This window comes from Alcanivorax sp., from assembly GCF_002726155.1.
Lineage (GTDB): Bacteria > Pseudomonadota > Gammaproteobacteria > Pseudomonadales > Alcanivoracaceae > Alcanivorax.
Window position 1 is genome coordinate 1 of sequence record NZ_PBSH01000003.1, and the last position, 17,797, is coordinate 17,797.

The 17,797-nt window shown below is 55.9% G+C and carries 14 protein-coding genes; 2 read left to right on the forward strand and 12 right to left on the reverse strand.

Annotation, left to right across the window (positions count from 1 at the left end; all coding sequences use genetic code 11):
- Positions 1-270 precede the first annotated feature (270 nt).
- The 5 genes from CL546_RS00270 to CL546_RS00290 all read right to left on the reverse strand — a co-directional run bounded on the left by CL546_RS00270 (position 271) and on the right by CL546_RS00290 (position 3,557).
- The gene (locus CL546_RS00270; protein ID WP_290492295.1) at positions 271-657 is read right to left on the reverse strand and encodes a hypothetical protein; all 387 of its coding nucleotides are present in this window, start codon (positions 655-657) and stop codon (positions 271-273) included.
- A 124-nt stretch (positions 658-781) separates the two neighbouring features.
- Positions 782-1,795 carry a nucleoside triphosphate pyrophosphohydrolase family protein gene (locus CL546_RS00275; RefSeq protein WP_290492296.1) on the reverse strand — a complete coding sequence of 338 codons (1,014 nt, stop codon included), beginning with the start codon at positions 1,793-1,795 and terminating at the stop codon, positions 782-784.
- Positions 1,796-2,376: 581 nt separating this feature from the next.
- Positions 2,377-2,841, reverse strand: coding sequence for a hypothetical protein (locus tag CL546_RS00280; protein WP_290492297.1), 465 nt, complete (start codon positions 2,839-2,841; stop codon positions 2,377-2,379).
- A 25-nt stretch (positions 2,842-2,866) separates the two neighbouring features.
- Complete coding sequence (locus CL546_RS00285) at positions 2,867-3,226, reverse strand: hypothetical protein (RefSeq protein WP_290492298.1); 360 nt, start codon at positions 3,224-3,226, stop codon at positions 2,867-2,869.
- Between the two features lie 94 nt (positions 3,227-3,320).
- The gene (locus CL546_RS00290; RefSeq protein ID WP_290492299.1) at positions 3,321-3,557 is read right to left on the reverse strand and encodes a hypothetical protein; all 237 of its coding nucleotides are present in this window, start codon (positions 3,555-3,557) and stop codon (positions 3,321-3,323) included.
- A gap of 320 nt (positions 3,558-3,877) precedes the next feature.
- On the opposite strand from CL546_RS00290, the gene CL546_RS00295 reads away from it, so the two are divergent.
- Entirely contained in the window at positions 3,878-4,459 is a 582-nt protein-coding gene (locus CL546_RS00295; RefSeq protein WP_290492300.1) for a phage integrase N-terminal SAM-like domain-containing protein, read from the forward strand.
- 17 nt (positions 4,460-4,476) lie between these two features.
- Positions 4,477-4,869 (forward strand): tyrosine-type recombinase/integrase, encoded by a 393-nt coding sequence (locus CL546_RS00300; protein ID WP_290492301.1) that lies wholly within the window; start codon positions 4,477-4,479, stop codon positions 4,867-4,869.
- A 246-nt stretch (positions 4,870-5,115) separates the two neighbouring features.
- On the opposite strand, the gene gcvPB is transcribed toward CL546_RS00300, so the two are convergent.
- The 7 genes from gcvPB to CL546_RS00335 form a co-directional block, all read right to left on the reverse strand.
- A complete protein-coding gene (gcvPB, locus tag CL546_RS00305; protein ID WP_290492302.1) occupies positions 5,116-6,582 on the reverse strand; it encodes an aminomethyl-transferring glycine dehydrogenase subunit GcvPB in 1,467 nt (488 codons plus the stop codon).
- Entirely contained in the window at positions 6,579-7,937 is a 1,359-nt protein-coding gene (gene gcvPA, locus CL546_RS00310; protein WP_290492303.1) for an aminomethyl-transferring glycine dehydrogenase subunit GcvPA, read from the reverse strand. Before gcvPA ends, gcvPB begins: the two co-directional genes overlap by 4 nt.
- Before the next feature lie 150 nt (positions 7,938-8,087).
- Positions 8,088-8,474: a glycine cleavage system protein GcvH gene (gene gcvH / locus CL546_RS00315; protein WP_290492304.1), complete on the reverse strand. Its 387-nt coding sequence runs from the start codon at positions 8,472-8,474 to the stop codon at positions 8,088-8,090.
- 172 nt (positions 8,475-8,646) lie between these two features.
- Positions 8,647-9,726, reverse strand: coding sequence for a glycine cleavage system aminomethyltransferase GcvT (gcvT, locus tag CL546_RS00320; RefSeq protein ID WP_290492305.1), 1,080 nt, complete (start codon positions 9,724-9,726; stop codon positions 8,647-8,649).
- A gap of 160 nt (positions 9,727-9,886) precedes the next feature.
- Entirely contained in the window at positions 9,887-12,847 is a 2,961-nt protein-coding gene (locus CL546_RS00325) for an Ig-like domain-containing domain (RefSeq protein ID WP_290492306.1), read from the reverse strand.
- 18 nt (positions 12,848-12,865) lie between these two features.
- On the reverse strand, positions 12,866-14,224 hold the full coding sequence (locus tag CL546_RS00330; protein ID WP_290492307.1) for an OmpP1/FadL family transporter: 1,359 nt from the start codon (positions 14,222-14,224) through the stop codon (positions 12,866-12,868).
- 321 nt (positions 14,225-14,545) lie between these two features.
- Entirely contained in the window at positions 14,546-17,788 is a 3,243-nt protein-coding gene (locus CL546_RS00335) for an Ig-like domain-containing domain (RefSeq protein WP_290492308.1), read from the reverse strand.
- Positions 17,789-17,797: the final 9 nt, after the last annotated feature.

A 17,797-nucleotide genomic window follows, 5' to 3' on the forward strand; every position in this document is an offset into this window, starting at 1 on the left:
TGAGTGATCATACACTCAAAATCAGGTGGCCAGATTTACTATGCCACTACATAATGTTTTCTTCATAGGCATCTCCTTAATGTTGTTTTGATCCGATGGAACCAATCTAATACTTACGTAACGCAACAAAACCAGCAGAAGAGCTATGGAGCCAACAAGCGCCACGGGAGCCATAACCTCCCCACCTATTACCCCTATCGGCCTAAATGTACTCACCATCTCCTTTCACATAACGCCGACCATCATGCGCTTGTCGCATGCATGGCATTGTTAACTGCCCACCAAAAGAATCTCATTGTATAATTCTAGAATTGTGACTTTACCAATAACCCTGCCCCCTGAATTCATATTGATTTCTTTGCCCACACTCAAACTTTTCGGGTAATACTCAGGAGCAAGAAGCTTTATGTAAGCACGAGCAGATTCACCAGGCATCAAAATGTCATTTTCGAAGAACATTTGCTCCCCACTAGTGAGAATATCAGACGTGACCTGATGCGCAGGGCGAACACCGCTGGTTATGGGCCAGCCCCTATCTGCGTTCAAAAACACCAAACCCATGAAATCTGGCTGGAATTTATCAAAATCGAATTGAGCCCGCCTCTGTTTTCCGGTCTCAATTACGTCTTCAATAGTGTAACCCGATGGATGTTTCATATTCAGTTAACGCCTCAAACACCGGCGTGGTGAAGTTGGCGAATTTTTTGGAACAAAAAAGGTGACAACTTTGCCATGTCCGCGTGATTTGATTTGTTAGTGCTTTTCTTGCCCAATCCAATAATTAACCCAGCCAATTAAATGTCCCCAGAATCGCTTTCGCAGATGCAATTATTGAATTGATAGATTTTGCAGAGCTGTCCACTTTCCCCAGTTGGCTTGCCACCTTTTCCAAAGCAGATTCACTTTGTTTGACTGCTGTTATAGCCACAGCAGTCTTTCCATCTGATTCTGCAAACTGTAAATCCTCTATCACACTCTGCAAGATATCCCTGTGATCTGGTGCTGCCTCAAGCAGTTCGTTTATCTTTTCTCGATACAGCCTAAGTTCTTCTATTTTAACAAGCATCTCTCCTCGATCAGAGTAAGCCTCGCATTTACACGGAGCTGAATTACAAACAGGACATGCATTGTAATAGTAGCTAATAAAGCTATCTTGCAGGCTTTCTCCTAGATAATGAATACCCCACGACGACAATGTCCAAGCAAAGCAATCAGCTAGTTCATTTTCGATTTCCCGTTTATCTTTAGCGCCTCTACAGAATGCGGTGTAAGCCTCATGAACTTCCCCGAGTTCCTCCAGCAGCCTGAAAAAATGGAAGGCTGGCCCAGCAGCCTTCCATATATGAATATTAGCCGGATAGAGATCATTGGTTTTCTCTACTAAAGAGTCCATAGACGGGTTTGGAGTGGAGGATTTGGCAACGTTGTATTTATAGCCCAGCTCTTCTTGAATTTTCCACTCCTTAATATATGACACGGGCTTTTTGTTTGTTTTGGAGCATATGCATGGCTTAGTAATACAATAAGGACACACTTCTGGATACTTCCTCAGATATGCGTCCTCGAGATCTATCTCCAACTTATTTGCAATCGCAAATAACCAAGAAAATGTTTTTATGAAATTCTGCACACAATTTTGTCCTCTGGGGATAGAGCGTGCTAGATAGGATGCATTCCTGAATAAGTACGAGAACATATATTCCATATCACGGCCTTTGTTTACGTCACCGTATAAGCCATTCAAATATGACTGAATTTCAGAAACTGTTTCTGGTTTATGTTTTAAATTTTTCAAGATTAGTATTCCTTCTAAAATTCATAGATAACTCGGGGCACTAACGCCAGCCATCATGCGCTTGTCGCATGCATGGCATTGTTATGATCGCTTCAAACATCTAGATGGAAACCTTCCATACCGCCTAAAGTCCTCATATTCAAAACTAGCCAACAATCGAAACTTTACCAGTATTAGGCCGACAAGCCTGAGAACCAGAAACCATCCAAAGATTATTCCGATCAGGAGAAAACAAAACATCACAAATATATCTACCTGCCAATATTCTTGTGACCGCAGTGGAGCGTCAAAATCGACACCCGACAGTCGCCCGTACATCAGGCTTGAAAAATAGAAGAAGCTAACCGCAACAGCCATAATGAGCAAAGCACAAAACTGTGAAATGTTTTTGTACTTACTGACCAAGTGTTTCTGCTCTGCACTTGCCGCTAAAATTTGCCTTAGATGCTCTTTCATTTTCCCTCATAACGCCGCGCTCAGCCGCGGACAATTTTGGGCGCTTTATGCGCAATAATGGGAGCGCAGCGACCGCACATAAAGTGCACAAAGTTGACCGTCGGCCTGCAGCGCATTGTTATGCATTACGCCTCCATTTTCTCAGGAAGGTGCGCCTCTAGGATCTTGACTATCTCCTCGATTTTATCAGTTTGATAGTAAATAAAAACCTTACCGTATTTACCGCCATTTGCTACTACAGCATTAATACCGTTGCCACTGAAACCATCTATCGATTTTAGCTGGCTTAGTGGGAATGACTTCTTCCTACCCCAATAGTTACGCCCCGCGATTACTCCGTCTTTAATGGTTACATATCCCAATTTAAACCAGACAGAAATTATAAGGGCGAAAAAAGCTGAGAATAGCCAGAAACCAAAGATCAGGCCAACCGTACCCAACAGGGTAAAATGCTTAAACGTTTCTCCAAAATTAAACCCAGAAGATACGTACCGAACCAACATTATTGCCGTCACTGAAAAAATGATGGTTAAAGACATGTACTTTGTGAGCGAACGCCAAAGTTCCTTCCAATTAACTTCGTACTTCATATTTTCCTTGATGTTGCATAACGCTTTACTCAGCCGGCGCGTCAGCGATCGGCTGCAGTTTCTTGTTAAGGGCCTCCCTACGCTTCACGCCTAGGCCAATGCCCGCAAAAGCAGCGAAAGCACCAACAGCCACCAGCTCAGCGAACAAAATGAAGGCGTGAGAGCTAAACCCAAGGGACAACACCACAAACAGGAAAAAGGAACTCGCCGGAAGCACGCACACCATGCCAATGGAGCTGAACGAAAAGCGCCTCCCTACAACAAACCCACTCAAACCCAGACAAAAAATTTGTGCGGCAGGAGAAAACCCTTTGGCTCCAATGAACAAGACCAATAGAAATGTTAAGCCTATGTTAGCGGCCATGCCGACAATGTATGGCTTCATCCCCCTTTCCCCTTAACGCCTGGCGCAGCAGGCAAATTGGAGTGACGGAGGAACGGAGATTTGGTCTGCCTGCCGCCACTTGTTAGAAGCAACCCTATGCACGCTTCACCAGTTCCATCAATTCACCATCAAAGCTTTCTTGATCGTAATGAACGAGGCCACCAAAATCGGTATTGATCATTACACCGGAACCAAGACTTCCCCATTGCTGTCTTGGGTACTTGCTCAAGTATTCATCCCCATCAATATCAGCCACCACAACCCCATGATGCCGACCACCAATAAGAACCTTGTCTCCAACCTTAGCTTGCGTGCCATCCGTATAGTTCATAGAAGCTTCTAACAGCGTATTAGTTAGAACGTTCCGCATAACTCGGCTCCTCATAACTCTGAAGCCAAGGAGCGTCGCCCCGAGGAAAATCCTGCCATAACAATAGGTTAAGATGCTATAGCTAATCTCCTACACGGAGTTATGCGGAACGTTCCTCATAACTCCGTACTCCGACAGTCAAATCCTTTTTTTATTTTTCCCATATACATCAACAAGATAGCCATGAGGCAAGCATCATGATTTCGAAATAAACGCTGCTTCCGTTGAAAAAGGGCAGGGGAACTGCACTATACTGTCATTTTGAACAGTAAGGAGTTGTCATGGATGACATCCCTCGCTCTCTTCCTACAAAACCAGTAAAGCTGATGGACCAGTTCCGGTTTTGGCTCAGGCAAAACCAGTACAGCTATCGTACCGAACAGACCTATGTGCTCTGGGTGGTTCGATACATCCGCTATAACCAACTGCGCCATCCTTCTACCATGGGAGCCAAGGAAATACAGGCATTCCTGTCCTATATGTCCGTCCAGCGGCATTGCAGCCCCTCAACTCAGAAAATTGTTCTGAATGCGCTGAATTGTTTCTATCGTCGATTTCTGCAGCAGGATTATGGCGAACTCAATTTTCGCCAATCAAAGCGCAAACCCCGTATCCCTGCCGTGTTTTCTGAGCAAGAGGCCCAGGCGGTGATTACACTGCTCCCTAAGCCTTCCCAGTTGATATGTGAACTCCTTTATGGCGCCGGGTTACGCGTTTCCGAGGCACTTCGTATTCGCATCAAGGATCTGGATTTTGATCGGATGATTATTACGGTACATCAAGGCAAAGGCGACAAGGACAGGAGAACACTGCTTCCCAAGTCTTGTGAAGAACGGCTGCGCTGCGCCAGCAAGTTGCCATAGCCTCCAATCTGTATGGGATGGACCAAAAAAATGGCGTTGGCCCTGCATGGATGCCGCATGCGCTGAGCAGAAAATATCCTGGCGCAGGCTCGCAGCGTATCTGGCAGTTTATTTTCCCTTCGAAAGAGCCTGCGACAGACCCGCAAACCGGCATTATCCGGCGTCACCATTATCATCAGGATACTGTCCGCAAGCACGTCAAACAGGCGGCCTCTGAAGCTGGCATCGCCAAGCTCTGCGGCCCTCATACGTTTCGCCACTCTTTTGCCACCCATTTACTGGAGAAGGGCTACGACATCCGCACCGTCCAAGAACTACTGGATCACAGCGACGTGTCCACCACCGAGCGATACCTGCATGTGATGAATCGGGGAGGACTAGGGGTAATCAGTCCGCTGGATCGGAGGTAGGCGGGTGGGAGATTCAGCTTGCCGAACGAAGGGTCTTTGATCCTGGGCCCCTCCAGTGGGGCTCCTGCAGCGAGAACAGTAATATGCCCTCCGTGAACTCTGAGCCCTCTGTGGTAAATCCGCTTTTGATCTTTGCGTGCTGCATGTTGCGTGAAGCGTGTTGCAGCCGCGAAGCGGCATAAAAAAACCCGGCTTTCGCCGGGTTTTGATCGCTTCAGACTTATTCTATGAAGCGTACTGCGTCTCTTATTCGCTCCAGGCCAAGTCCAGCTCGCGAGCCGCCTTTACGTCATCCAGGCGCCGCACCGGCTGAGTGAAGGGCGCTTCTTTCACCATGTCGGGCTCGTTGCGGGCTTCTTCCAGAATGGCGGCCATGGCATCCACGAATTCGTCCAGGGCTTCCTTGCTTTCGGTTTCGGTGGGCTCGATAAGGAAGCACTCCGGCACCAGCAGCGGGAAGTAGGTAGTGGGCGCGTGCTGGTTGTAATCCAGCAGGCGCTTGGCGATATCCATGGCGGTGACGCCCAGCTCTTTCGCTTCTTTTGCGAAAGTGAGGATGAACTCGTGGCTGGCGCGACGATCCGGATAGGCGGCGGTGCAGCCCACAGCTTCCAGACGCTTGAGCAGGTAGTTGGCCGCCAGGGTGGAGAATTCGCCCACGCGGATCATGCCTTCGCGGCCCAGGGAACGGGCGTAGAAGTAGGCGCGCAGCAGCACACCGGCGTTGCCCATAAAGGCACTCAAGTGACCAATGCTGGTGCTCAGAGTATCGGTATCAATCCAGTGGTAGCTGCCGTCGTCCCGCTGGCCCGCCATGGGCGTAGGCAGGTAAGGCAACAAACGCTCGGAGACACCCACCGGGCCGGCACCGGGACCGCCGCCGCCGTGTGGGGTGGCGAAGGTCTTGTGCAGGTTCATGTGGATTACGTCGAAGCCCATGTCACCGGGGCGAACTTTACCGAGGATGGCGTTCAGGTTGGCGCCATCGTAGTACAGCAAGCCGCCAGCCTCATGGACCGCTTTGGCGATGTCTTCAATCTGCCGTTCGAACACGCCACAGGTGGACGGGTTGGTCATCATCAAACCGGCGGTTTGTGGTCCGCACGCAGCTTTCAGCGCCTCCAGATCCACATCGCCATCCGGGCCGACCGGCACTTCACGGACCTTGTAGCCACACATGACGGCGGTGGCCGGGTTGGTGCCGTGGGCAGCGTTGGGGATCAGGATTTCAGTACGGCCATCATCACCACGAGCATCGTGGTAGGCGCGAATCATGGCAACGCCGGCAAACTCACCCTGGGCGCCGGCCATGGGAGCGAGGGATACACCTTTCATGCCGGTAACTTCCTTGAGGAAGTTCTGCAGTTCGAACATGCAGCTGAGGAAACCCTGGCTGTGGCTTTCCGGCGCCAGCGGATGACGATTGAGAAAGCCCGGCAACATGGCGGCGCGGTTGGCACCACGGGGGTTGTACTTCATGGTGCATGAACCCAGCGGATAGAACTGCTTGTCGATGGCGAAGTTCTTGCTGGACAGGTTGGTGTAGTGACGCACCACCTGCATTTCGGACACTTCCGGCAGCCCCGGTTTTTCCTTGCGGCGCAGGTGCGCAGGAATGGCGGACAGCTTGTCGTCACTTAACGCTTTCGGCGCTTGGGAAGTGGCGCTACGGCCCGGGTGAGACAGTTGGAAAATCAGTTGTGTCTCGCTCATGCCAGCACCTCCTTCAGCGCCGCTGCAAACAAATCCAGATCACCTTCGCTGTGCACTTCGGTGGCGTTCACCAAAATCGCGTTGGCCATGCCGTAGTCTTTCGCCAGGCTCACACCACCCAGCACGTCTTTCTCGGCCAGCGCCGCCAGCACCTGATCCGCCGGTTTCGGCAGGGTCAGCACCACTTCGTGGAAGGTGGGCGCGGTGAAGGCACGCTCCACGCCATTAATAGCGGTGAGTTTGTCGGCCAACGCCTGAGTGTTGGCGTGGCAATGGGCCGCCACATTGCCCAGACCGTCTGGCCCAAGCAGCGAGGTATAAATGGTCGCCGCAGTCATGGCTAGGCCCTGGTTGGTACAGATATTACTGGTGGCCTTGGAGCGGCGAATATGTTGTTCACGGGCTTGCAGCGTCAGGGTGAAACCCTGCTTCCCCTCCATGTCCACGGTGCGGCCGATGATCCGGCCCGGCATTTGCCGAACGTGTTTTTGCTTGCAGCACATGAAGCCGAAATACGGACCACCGGAGGACAGCGGCACACCCAGCGGCTGCCCTTCACCGACAACGATGTCCGCGCCTTCTGTGCCCCATTCACCGGGAGGCGTCAGCAGCGCCAGCGATGTGGGGTTCACCACACCGATGACCAGCATCTTGTTGGCATGGGCCCAATCGGTGAGCGCATCCACTTCTTCCAGTGAACCGAAGTAGTTGGGCTGGCTAATCACCAGGGCGGCGAAGTCTTCGCCTTCATAGGGCTTGAGCACATCCAACGGAGTCTGGCCGCTGGCGGGATCGAAGCCCACTCTTTCCAGGGCCACATCCTGATTTTCCACAATGGCCTGGGTGGCACTGGTGTAACGCGGATTCAACGCAGTGGGCACCAGCACTTTGCGGGACTTGCTCTTGCGGTTGGCGCGCAGACTCATTAGCACCGCTTCGGCCAGGCCGGAGGCACCGTCGTAGACAGAGGCGTTGCTCACGTCCATGCCGGTGAGGCGAGTCATCAGGGTCTGGAATTCGTAAATCACCTGCAGAGTGCCCTGGCTGGCTTCCGCCTGGTACGGCGTATAGGCGGTGTAGAACTCACCGCGAGTCGCAATCTCCCATACCGCCGCCGGAATGTGGTGCTGGTAGGCACCGGCCCCGATAAAGCTCACCGCGCCAGCGTCCTGGGCGGCGCGCTCGCTCATCAGGCGGGTCACTTCCATTTCGCTCAGGCCTTCAGGCAAGGCATCGAGCTTGCCAGCGGCTTTCAGATGCGCGGGAATTTCATCGAACAAATCTTCGATGCTGTCGGCGCCAATGGCGTCGAGCATGGCACGCACGTCATCGGGGGTATGGGGGATGTAGGGCATTGGGGCTACCTGATGGTTTGGGTGTTGGCTGTCAGGCCACGGTATTCTGACACCGGCCTGACGCTTGACGCCGAACGCCTGACGCTAAGCGAAAACCCAAAGCGTCGTGCGTCCGGCGTCTGGCATCCGGCTGCGAAAACGGCTACGCCGTTATTCGCTATCGATCTGCGCCTGGTACTGGTCGGCGGTGAGCAGGTTGTCCAGCTCGCCTTCGTCGCTCAGCTGCACTTTGAACAACCAGCCGCCTTCATAGGGCACGTTGTTGACCAGCTCTGGCTCATCTTCCAGTGCTTCGTTGATCTCAACGATTTCACCGGATACCGGGCTGTAGATGTCGGAGGCCGCTTTCACGGATTCCACCACACCGGTTTCATCGCCGGCGGCAACAACCTGACCGACTTCAGGCAGCTCCACGTAGACCAGATCGCCCATGGCATCCTGAGCGTGGTCACTGATACCGACGGTGGCAACACCGCCTTCTACCTTGGCCCATTCGTGGCTGGCGGCATAACGCAGCTCGGCTGGAATTTCGCTCATTGTTTTCTCCTGTTAAGAGTCGCTTGCACGCGACACGCTTCACGCATGCACGCTGAAATAGTAAATGTGTTTTCGCAGGAGCTTGCTTGCAAGCGAATTCACCCGAGGGTACCGCGAGCAGGTTCGCTTGCAAGCAAGCTCCTACAGCAGGTTTCGATTACCGTTGTGGAACTTACAGCTCTTTGTACACGACCTCGCCATTACGGACGAACGGCGGCTTGACCACCTGGGCAACCTGGCGCTTGTTGCGGATTTCCACATCCACCTTGCCGGTGGCGCCAGCGGGCAACCGCGCCAGGGCAATGGATTTACCCAGCGTGGGCGAGAAGGTGCCGCTGGTGATTTCCCCTTCTTCGCCATTGGGCATCAGTACTTTCTGGTGGGCGCGCAATACCCCCTTGCCTTCCAGAATCAGGCCCACCTGCTCGGCGTGGCCGTTTTCCTGCTGGTTAAGCAGTGGCTGGCGACCAATGAATTCCCGGTCGTTCAGCATCACGGTCCAGCCCATGTTGGCTTCCCACGGCGTGATGGTGTTGTCCATGTCGTTGCCGTACAGGTTCAGGCCCGCCTCAAGACGCAGAGTGTCACGGGCGCCCAGGCCGATGGGGGCAACGCCGGCGTCCAGCAACTGGCCCCACAGGGCCACTGCATCCGCGTTGGGCAGCATGATTTCCACGCCGTCTTCGCCGGTGTAGCCGGTGCGGGCGATCATCCAGTCTCCGTCTTGCGCGAAGGCAAAAATTTTCAGGCTGCTTACCGCCTCAGCACGGGCACCGCTGAGCAGCCCCGCAAGCGTTTCACGTGCCTTCGGTCCCTGGATTGCCAGCATGGCCAGTTCCGGGCGCTCGTGAATATCCACGGCGAAACCGCCGGCCTGCTTTTCCATCCAGTCCAGGTCAGTTTCGCGGGTCGCGCAATTTACCACCAGTCGGTAGCCATTGTCCTGTTTATAGACGATAAGGTCGTCGATCACGCCGCCATTGTCGTTAAGCATGCCAGTGTACAGGGCGCGGCCCACATCAATGCGGTCCACGTCATTGGCCAACAGCTGGCGCAGGTAATCACGGGCACCGGCGCCGGCAATATCCACCACGGTCATGTGGGAGACATCGAACACCCCGGCGTTTTGACGCACGGAGTGGTGCTCCTCGATCTGGGATCCATAATTGATCGGCATATCCCAGCCGCCGAAGTCCACTATCTTGCCGCCAGCGGCGAGATGAGCGTCGTATAAAGCTGTGCGGTGAGCCATAAAAAGCACCATGGAACGAGTGAATGGGGAATTATATCGACACGGGGCCGAGTGGCATAGGCTGGGCCGGCAATCTGCCCAATGTTGGCGCCCCCGGGCCGTAGCCACAAAAAAGCCGGCCCGCAGGCCGGCTTGAATGCCACTGCCAAAAACAGTGCGGTTACTGCGGTTTCTTGATGGACCCGCTCTGGAAGGTAAGGTTCACCCCGCCAACGGGGATCTGCAGGTCGATGGTGGCCAAGGCACCGCCAATACGCACGTCGATGTTCTGCTCCGCCAGGCTCACCAAACCGATGACCAAACGGCCATCAGGGAGGAAATCCACCGGACCCGACAACTGGAGGTCATCCAGCGGGTAACTGTGCAGGTTAAATGGCAGCCCCAACGGCGCTTCCATTTCCGGCGCATCAAGCAGCAAATCCAGCGTGGTATCGAACATCAGCTGATCTTCAGCGGCGTCGTAGCGGATCCAGCCGGTTAGCGGCTGCGTCCGGTTGCCACTGCCATCGTCGGCATAACGGGCACGCATCACCAACGGCTCGGTGGGCACGTTCGGGCTGACCAGGCCGGCAATCTGTGCGTAGACGTCGGTGTTGGTTGTCATCAACACCGGCGGATACAGCGTCACCTCTACCGCTTGTTCAGCTTCGTTCCAGCCCACAATATCCGCATTGATACCGCCATTGAGATACGTGAACTTATCCGCCGGGCAGTCTTCGTTAATATCACAGCCGATGTTTGCCGCAGTGGCGATCCCGCCGGTGTCCGTCACCGCCAGCTTGGCGGCATTGGTCGGGGTGGGATACTGGCCGCTGCCCGGTGGCTCTTCCTGGGCCTTGGTTTCGCTGGTGTCGAGCAGGAAGTTGGCATTCACATCCGCCTTGGGCAAATTGCGCAGCGGCAACAACACATTGTCGGTGGCCGCGGCTCCAGTGAAGGCAATCGCCAGATCCGGCCCACCTTTGTCCGCGTCCGGCCCCAATAACTGAGCGGTCTGCAGCGGCATGTCATCTTGCGAACAGATCACCTCACCGGCGCAACCCGCCTGCTCATGGGACGCCAGCACATACCGGTAAAGCGCCCCCTCTTCCCAAGGCTGTTGCGGGGTAATGGTCAGTTTGCGGGTATCCATGCTCAGGTGAGCGGGCACCACCTCCTGGCAATTACCGGCGCTGTCGATTTTCTCTACCCGCACACTGCCTTGTCCGCAGGCGTTGCCCAGCACCATGCTGTCGGCCGCCATGTTGCGTGAGAACTGCACTTCGATGGCACGGTTGGCTGGCAATGTGGGCACCGGCAGCAGATCACCGGCTTGATCCTGATAGGCACTGGCGCACTCACCCTGAATACCGTTACCCAGGTCTTCACTGCCGGGATCAATAGCGCAGCCATACCCGGGGTACACCGTGGTGGTGTAGGGCGTGCGCGGGCTGTTGGTGGTGGCATCCACCATGGTGAAATCGAGGGTTTGCGGGTTCGCCGGGTTACCACTCAAGTCCTGCACGCCATCGGTAAACGTCACCTGATAGTCGCTGCCGAAGGCCAGCGGCTCATCCGGTGTCAGCACCAGTGATGCACCATCCAGACGCCACTGGAACGGCACATCCGTGCCCTGTTCGGTAAGCGTCACCGTGGAACCGGGGACGATGGACTCCTGATTCGGGGTTTCGTCGAAGTTCAACACCACCGGGTCGCCAGGGCGGAAACGGTCGGTGAAATCACCGGGCTGCCAACTTTGCAGGCTGGGACCGGTGATATCCACCTCTGGCTCCGGGGCGGTGGTCTGGTCTGCATAGGACTCCATGTGGAAACTCAACACCCCATAGGCCGTTTCCACCCCTAACACTTCCGGCTCAATCACCCCGATCGCATCAATCACCATGCGGCCATCGACCACAATGGCGCGCCCCACCAGCTCGACCTGCAGCAGCGTCTGGGTGAAGGCGCCGTTGGCGCGGGAGTCGGCGGTGGAAAAGGCCAGATCCAGGGTCAGCTGCACCCGCCTCGGCGCTTCCGGGGCGGCACTGTACGGGGCCGGCGACAAATAACCGGAGGCATCGGACAGGAAGCTGACGGTGACATCACCGGAATCAAAACCCGCCGGCAACTGGCCGCCAATCAGCACCTCAAGGGGCTCACCCTTGAGCAGTGAGCCCTTGCTGATACGCAGCGGCGTGGCGTCCGGAAAGTCCGGCACAAAGGCCAGTTCCGCAAACACGTTGCCGGACAATTTGGATACCGTGGTGTCACCCAGCAACTTGGCGATCAACGGCACGCAGTTGATCGGCTCGCCACTGAGCGGCGACAGCATGACACCGTCCTCGCCACAATCCTTGGTGGGATCTGCGGCCATGGCTTCCAGCACCAGGGTTTCCCGCGGGGTGGAATCTTGCGGGGTCAGCGTGAAGCTGTTTTCTCCGCTGTAGGCGACACCGGTCTTGCTGGTCAGGGCGCTATCCAGTTGCAGGGTGTAATCACTGCCCGGTGTGAGGTCGTCCTGCGGGTCCAGGGTCAACCGTGTGCCGCTCACCAATAAGGTGGCGGCCACCGGGTTGCCGCCGGCATCGTTCAGGCTGACCGTGGTGTTGTCCACGGTGGTGCGATCCAGTGGCTGCGAGAACTGCAGGTGAACGGTGGAGAAGTCCATGAAGGGCTGATCGTCGCCACCCGACGGCATTTGCCGGCTGATCACCAGCTCATCCGCGTTCTGCTGCTGTACCTGTGGCCCCTTGTCAGCAGAGCCGGTGGTGAAGTTCAAGGTGCCGTCACTGAAACCGTCCAGGTCGATACCATTCAGGCTCAGAGTGTAGTCACTGTTGAAAGCCAGTGGCACGCGCGGCGTGATCACCACGGAGCGCCCCTGATCGGCCTCACTCATGTCCACATCGACGGCACCGTCCGGGCCGGTAAGGGTAATGTCCGACAGCACCAGATTCGGCACCTCGGAAAACTGCACCACCAGTGGTGCGTGCACTGATATCTGCGTTTGCTGGTCCGCCGGGTAGCTGTAGAACACCTGCCCGCTGTTGCGGCCGCTGTAATCCACGGTCTGCTCACTGCCACCACCACCGCAGGCGGTCAGCACCAGTGCGGCAGCGAAAAGTACGCTCGTTCGCATCATTGTGTTTGCCTCCCGGGCTTAAAATTTCAGGGTGATGGAGCCGCTGATCACATTCACGTCACCGCTGGCTTCCACCTGCTCGCTGGGCTGCGGGTAGACGGCGGACTGGGTGTCGTAAATGTCGAAGGTGCGGTCTTCGAGGATCTGGTGCTGGTAGGCCAGATCAAAACGGACCGGGAAAGCGAGGAAGCGCGTTTTCTTGTACTTCGCGGTGACGCCCAGGCCGATGATCCACTTGTCCGTATCCAGATAGTTCACATCTACCGATGCATTGGATTCCAGCGGTGATTCGCTATAGGCCACCCCACCGGTAAACGAGAAATTCTCGTTTAGACGAAATTCGGTACCAATGCGCGGGATGATCACATCCTGAAAGGTAAGCTGCCCAGGCTGGCCACTGACCGCCTGATCCTTGATGGTGTCTTTTTCCAGCTCCTCTTCCAGGGCAGACCATTCCTGCCATTCGATGGTCACCCCGGTGCGCCATCGGCCCGCCTGATACTGCACACCACCGGCGAGAATATTGGGCTGGTAGGAATCCAGGGTATTGATGTTGAGCATCAGGCCCGGATTGGGAATGACGCCGGGAATCACTGCGTTGGCATTTACTTCGGTTTGGGTGTCGGAGTAGCCGCGATAGGAAAAGGCGGTTTCCAGGCCATTGAACCAGCAATCGTCGCCTTCACCGCAGAAAGTCTCGCCCCAGTCCATGTTGAGACCAAAGATCGGGCGAATTGACGGCTTGGCGGAGACATCCAGCTCTTCGTACTGGGTGTTGCCGGCCAGGTCCGTGGTGGCGGACAGATCCGCCGCTGCATGCAGGGTAATACGTGCTGTGGCGCCCACATCAATGCCGCGCCACAGCTGGGTAGCGCCACCCAGGTTCAGAAACAGGGGCTGACGGCCGTATTCAAAATACTGGCCCTGCTGAGAAGTAGAGGAATCAAACGCCAGCATTTCCTCACCGTACTTTTCCACCCCCAACATCAAACCAAAATAAATCGGGTGGTTGTACTGGGTGAGCGAGGTCAGGTCGGTTTTCATGCCCAGCAGTATTTGCTGGGAGGGAGAATCCTGCAGCACATCACCATTGCGGATCGGCGCATCGGCGCCGCCCAGACTTTTCGCACGCAGCTCATGCTCAGCGTGCATCAGGCCGGTGGTCAGCTCACCACGGGGGTCCTTGGCCAGCGCCGCCGGGTTGTAGTACGTCGCGGACACCTGATCATTGAACAGGCTGAGCGCCTGCGCAGAGGCAATATCCGAGGGCAGTACGCCATAAGTGGTGCCGATATTACCCATACTCGCCAAGGCAACAGATTGCACCAACACACCACCGACAACGGCGGCGACACGTCCCGAAAAAGACACAGTCATTTGTTGTACTCCTACACTGTTTTCTTGTTGCTTTTACGTTGTCTGTCGCCAGGACGGCGACGGGGGGAGCTCACCCTATGCAAAAGTGAACAGGCGCTCACATAGGTAAAAAGCGCTATTTGACGCCAATCACGACGGCAAACCGTAAAATTCTTTTAAACAGTGACGGGGTAGACAGAGCATCCACCGACGAGTTCGGGCACGGCCGTGCCACCTGGAGGGGTTGGGCGGGGTTTCACGACAAGCGGCCGCTGGCGGCCGACAGAAAAAGCAGCGCCCCGACAAGCGGGGCGCCACATGATGCACAAAGCACGATCCGATTTACTGGATAGACGCACTCTGGTAGCTGAGGTTGATCCCGCCCGGCGGAATCACCAGTTTCACCTTGCCACCTTCCAGGCCGGCCAGGGTGATTTCCAGATCCACATTTTTCGACTGGGCATTCTGCAAACCAATGAACAGGCGCCCATCGGGCAGGAAATCCAGCGGCCCTTCCAGATCCACATTATCGATGGGCAGACCTTTGACGTTGTGCTCCAGACCCAGTGGCAAGCTCAGTTCAGGGGCATCGAACAGCAGGTCAAAAGTGATGCGGAAGACCGGGCCATCCGGGGTTTCTACGATATACCCCACCGGCGGAATGGTGCGGTCGCCGTTTTCATCTTCGTTATAACGCACCCGCATGATGTTCGGCCCGGTGGCGGTATCGATGGGCACCAGCCCCACATCACCGACCACCGACAACAGGCTGTTTAACACCCCATCGCCACCAAACTCACCGCCCAGTGCAGAGACAACGTCATCCAACGCTCCCAGAGTAACCTCTAACAGCCCCCCCAAAATCGGGCCAAGCACCGGAATGGAATCCAGGGTACTGCCGCCATCCAGCACGTTCAGGTCCAGCCCAACCACCGCCGTGGCATCCAGGTTGGTCAGGGCCACGGTGGTCGGATAAATCACCACCGGCACGCCCTGTTCCACCGGGTCGAAGTCCAGGATTTCGGTATTCAACAACCCGCTGATATAGAGGATCCGGTCACTGTCACACTGCGCCTGATCATCTGCGGTAAACGGCGGCGCCCCCTCGTAACCACAGCCAGTATTCGCGGTGGTCACCAGCCCTTCACCCCCACCATCGCGAGGCAAAATCATGGTGGCATTGGCCGGAGTATCCAGCGGATCAATGACGTCACCGGTGACGCGCGGCTCACCCGCATCAATCTGGAAGTTGTTATTCACATCCACGCTGGGCAGGTTGGCCAGTTCCTGGAAAATGGTATTGAAGGGCACGCCACCACGGAACAGGATTTCCATGTCCGGGCCGCCTTCCTTCATGCCATTACCCAGCAGCGGAGCGGTCTGCAAGGGCAAGCCGTCCACCGAGCACATGCCCGCACAGCCAGTGCCGCCACCATTGGAGGCCAGCACGTAGCGGTAGAGCGCACCTTCTTCCCAGGCTTGTTCAGGAGTAAAAATCAGTGCCCGGGGCTCAAGTGTCAGCTCGCCGTCCACATCCTCCCAGCTGCCACCGTTGTCTTTCTGCACTAGCAGGGTGTCGCCCAAAGTGATGGTGGCCGGGTCCATGTTCTGGGAGAAACGCACCTTGATGGACCGGTTCGCAGGCAGATCAACAATCGGCAGCTCATCCACTTCAACCTGCTGAGCTTCCGGGCTGGACGATACGCAAACCCCCTGGGTCCCCGCATCAATTTCACCCTGGCTCGCGGTGGAGCTGGCACACGGGAAGCCCGGATACACGGTGGCCGCAAACGGGCCACGCAGGACATCGCCACCATCGTCGACCACGTATTCAGGCAGGGTGAAGTCGAGCGTGCTGTCCCCTTGCAAGGAATCGAGCACCTGCAGGGCATTACCCGCCAGATCGGTAATCGCCGGGGTCGTGGTCACGGCGTATTCCACGCCGTATTCCACCGGGGAATCCGGCGTAATAACCAGCGCATTACCGCGCAGCTCCCACTGGAAGGGCTCATCCAGGCCGCCCTTGGTCAGCAGCAGGGAATCACCGGCCACAATGCTGTTCGGGTCCAGCGCTTCGTTGAAGTGAATAACGATGGGCTCGCCCGGCTCCATGCGATCGGCCACGTTACCTGGCTGCCAGGATAATTCCTGGCCGTTATCCCCATCCAGGACAGGTACGAACGGATTGATCGCATCCACTGGTGGCAGAGGTGCGTTCTCCTGATCCTGATAGGACTCCATGCGAAAGCTCAAGACGCCGTAGCTGTTTTCCACACCCAGTACACGCGGCTCAACCACGGTGATCGCATCGGTGTTGAGCTGGCCATCTTCAATCAGGCCGGTGCCCACCAGTTCCAGGTGCATCAGGTTCTGGGTAAAGGCGCCATTGGCGCGCGCATCCGTGGTGGACGTGGCGACGTCCATAAACAACCGCAGCTGTTTGGGCGCGTCGTCACTTTCCGCATTGGGGTTGGGGAACAGATAACCGGTGGCATCGGAAATGATTTCCACGGTCACTTCACCGGAGTCGAATCCCACCGGCACTTCACCACCAATGAACACTTCCAGCGCATCCCCTTTCAGGATGCCCCCGCGTTTTACTCGCAGCGGAGTCACGTCGGGGAAGTTGGGAGTGAAAGCCAGTTCGGCGTACACGTCACCGGACTGCTTGGACACGGTCTTGTCCTGCAGCAAGGTGCCAATAACCGGCACACAGTTGATCGGCTGGCCGGTCAGTTCTGACAAGCGCACGCCGTCGTCCAGGCAGCCCAGCGAATCATCGGCTGGCGGCGCATTGGTTACCAGCACCGCACGCTCACCGGTGGTGGGTGACGTGGTGTCCTGGGGTACCGTGGAGTGTGAATAGGCGACGATATCTTCGCCCAGCTGGCTTTTCACGCCGTTGACACTTAATTCATAGGTATCACCGGGCGTCATGTCTTCCAGTGGGTCCACCGTGATGGTGGTCCGGCCGACCAACAGCAAGGCGGGCACAACCTCACCATTGTTCATCAAGCTGATGGTGTCGCCGTACACCGCGGAAGAAGCATCAATCGGGTGAGTGGTACGCAGACGGAACGAAGAGAAATCCATGCTCTTGAATTGCCCGTCATCCGGGAAGATGGATTCTACTTCAAAGCTGGCAGCGGTCTTCTGGGTCTCAATGGGACCTTCCAGTGCCGCCCGGGTGGTGAAATTCAGGGTGCCGTCTTTAAACGTGGTGGTTTCACCCAGCACGGTGACACCATTCATCACCACCTTGTAATCCGACGCCGGTTTCAGGGCATCGTCCGGCGTCAACACCACACCCCGGCCGTCGGCCACGGATTCCAGCGTAAACGGTACTGCTTCATCATCAGGGCCCGTCACGGTGAAGTTGCTGGCATCCGCCGTCACTTCATGGCTGAACTGCAAGGCAATGATGGCACGCGGCGCGACCTGCTGCTGATTATCCAGCGGGTAGGTGTAGTGCAGATTGCGAGCATCAAAGGTCGGTGTATTGAAGCTCACGCTATCGTCGCTGCCGCCGCAACCGGCGACCAGTGCGACCGCCAATGCAGTGAGAGCCAGTTTGTTATTTTTCATGGGGCACCT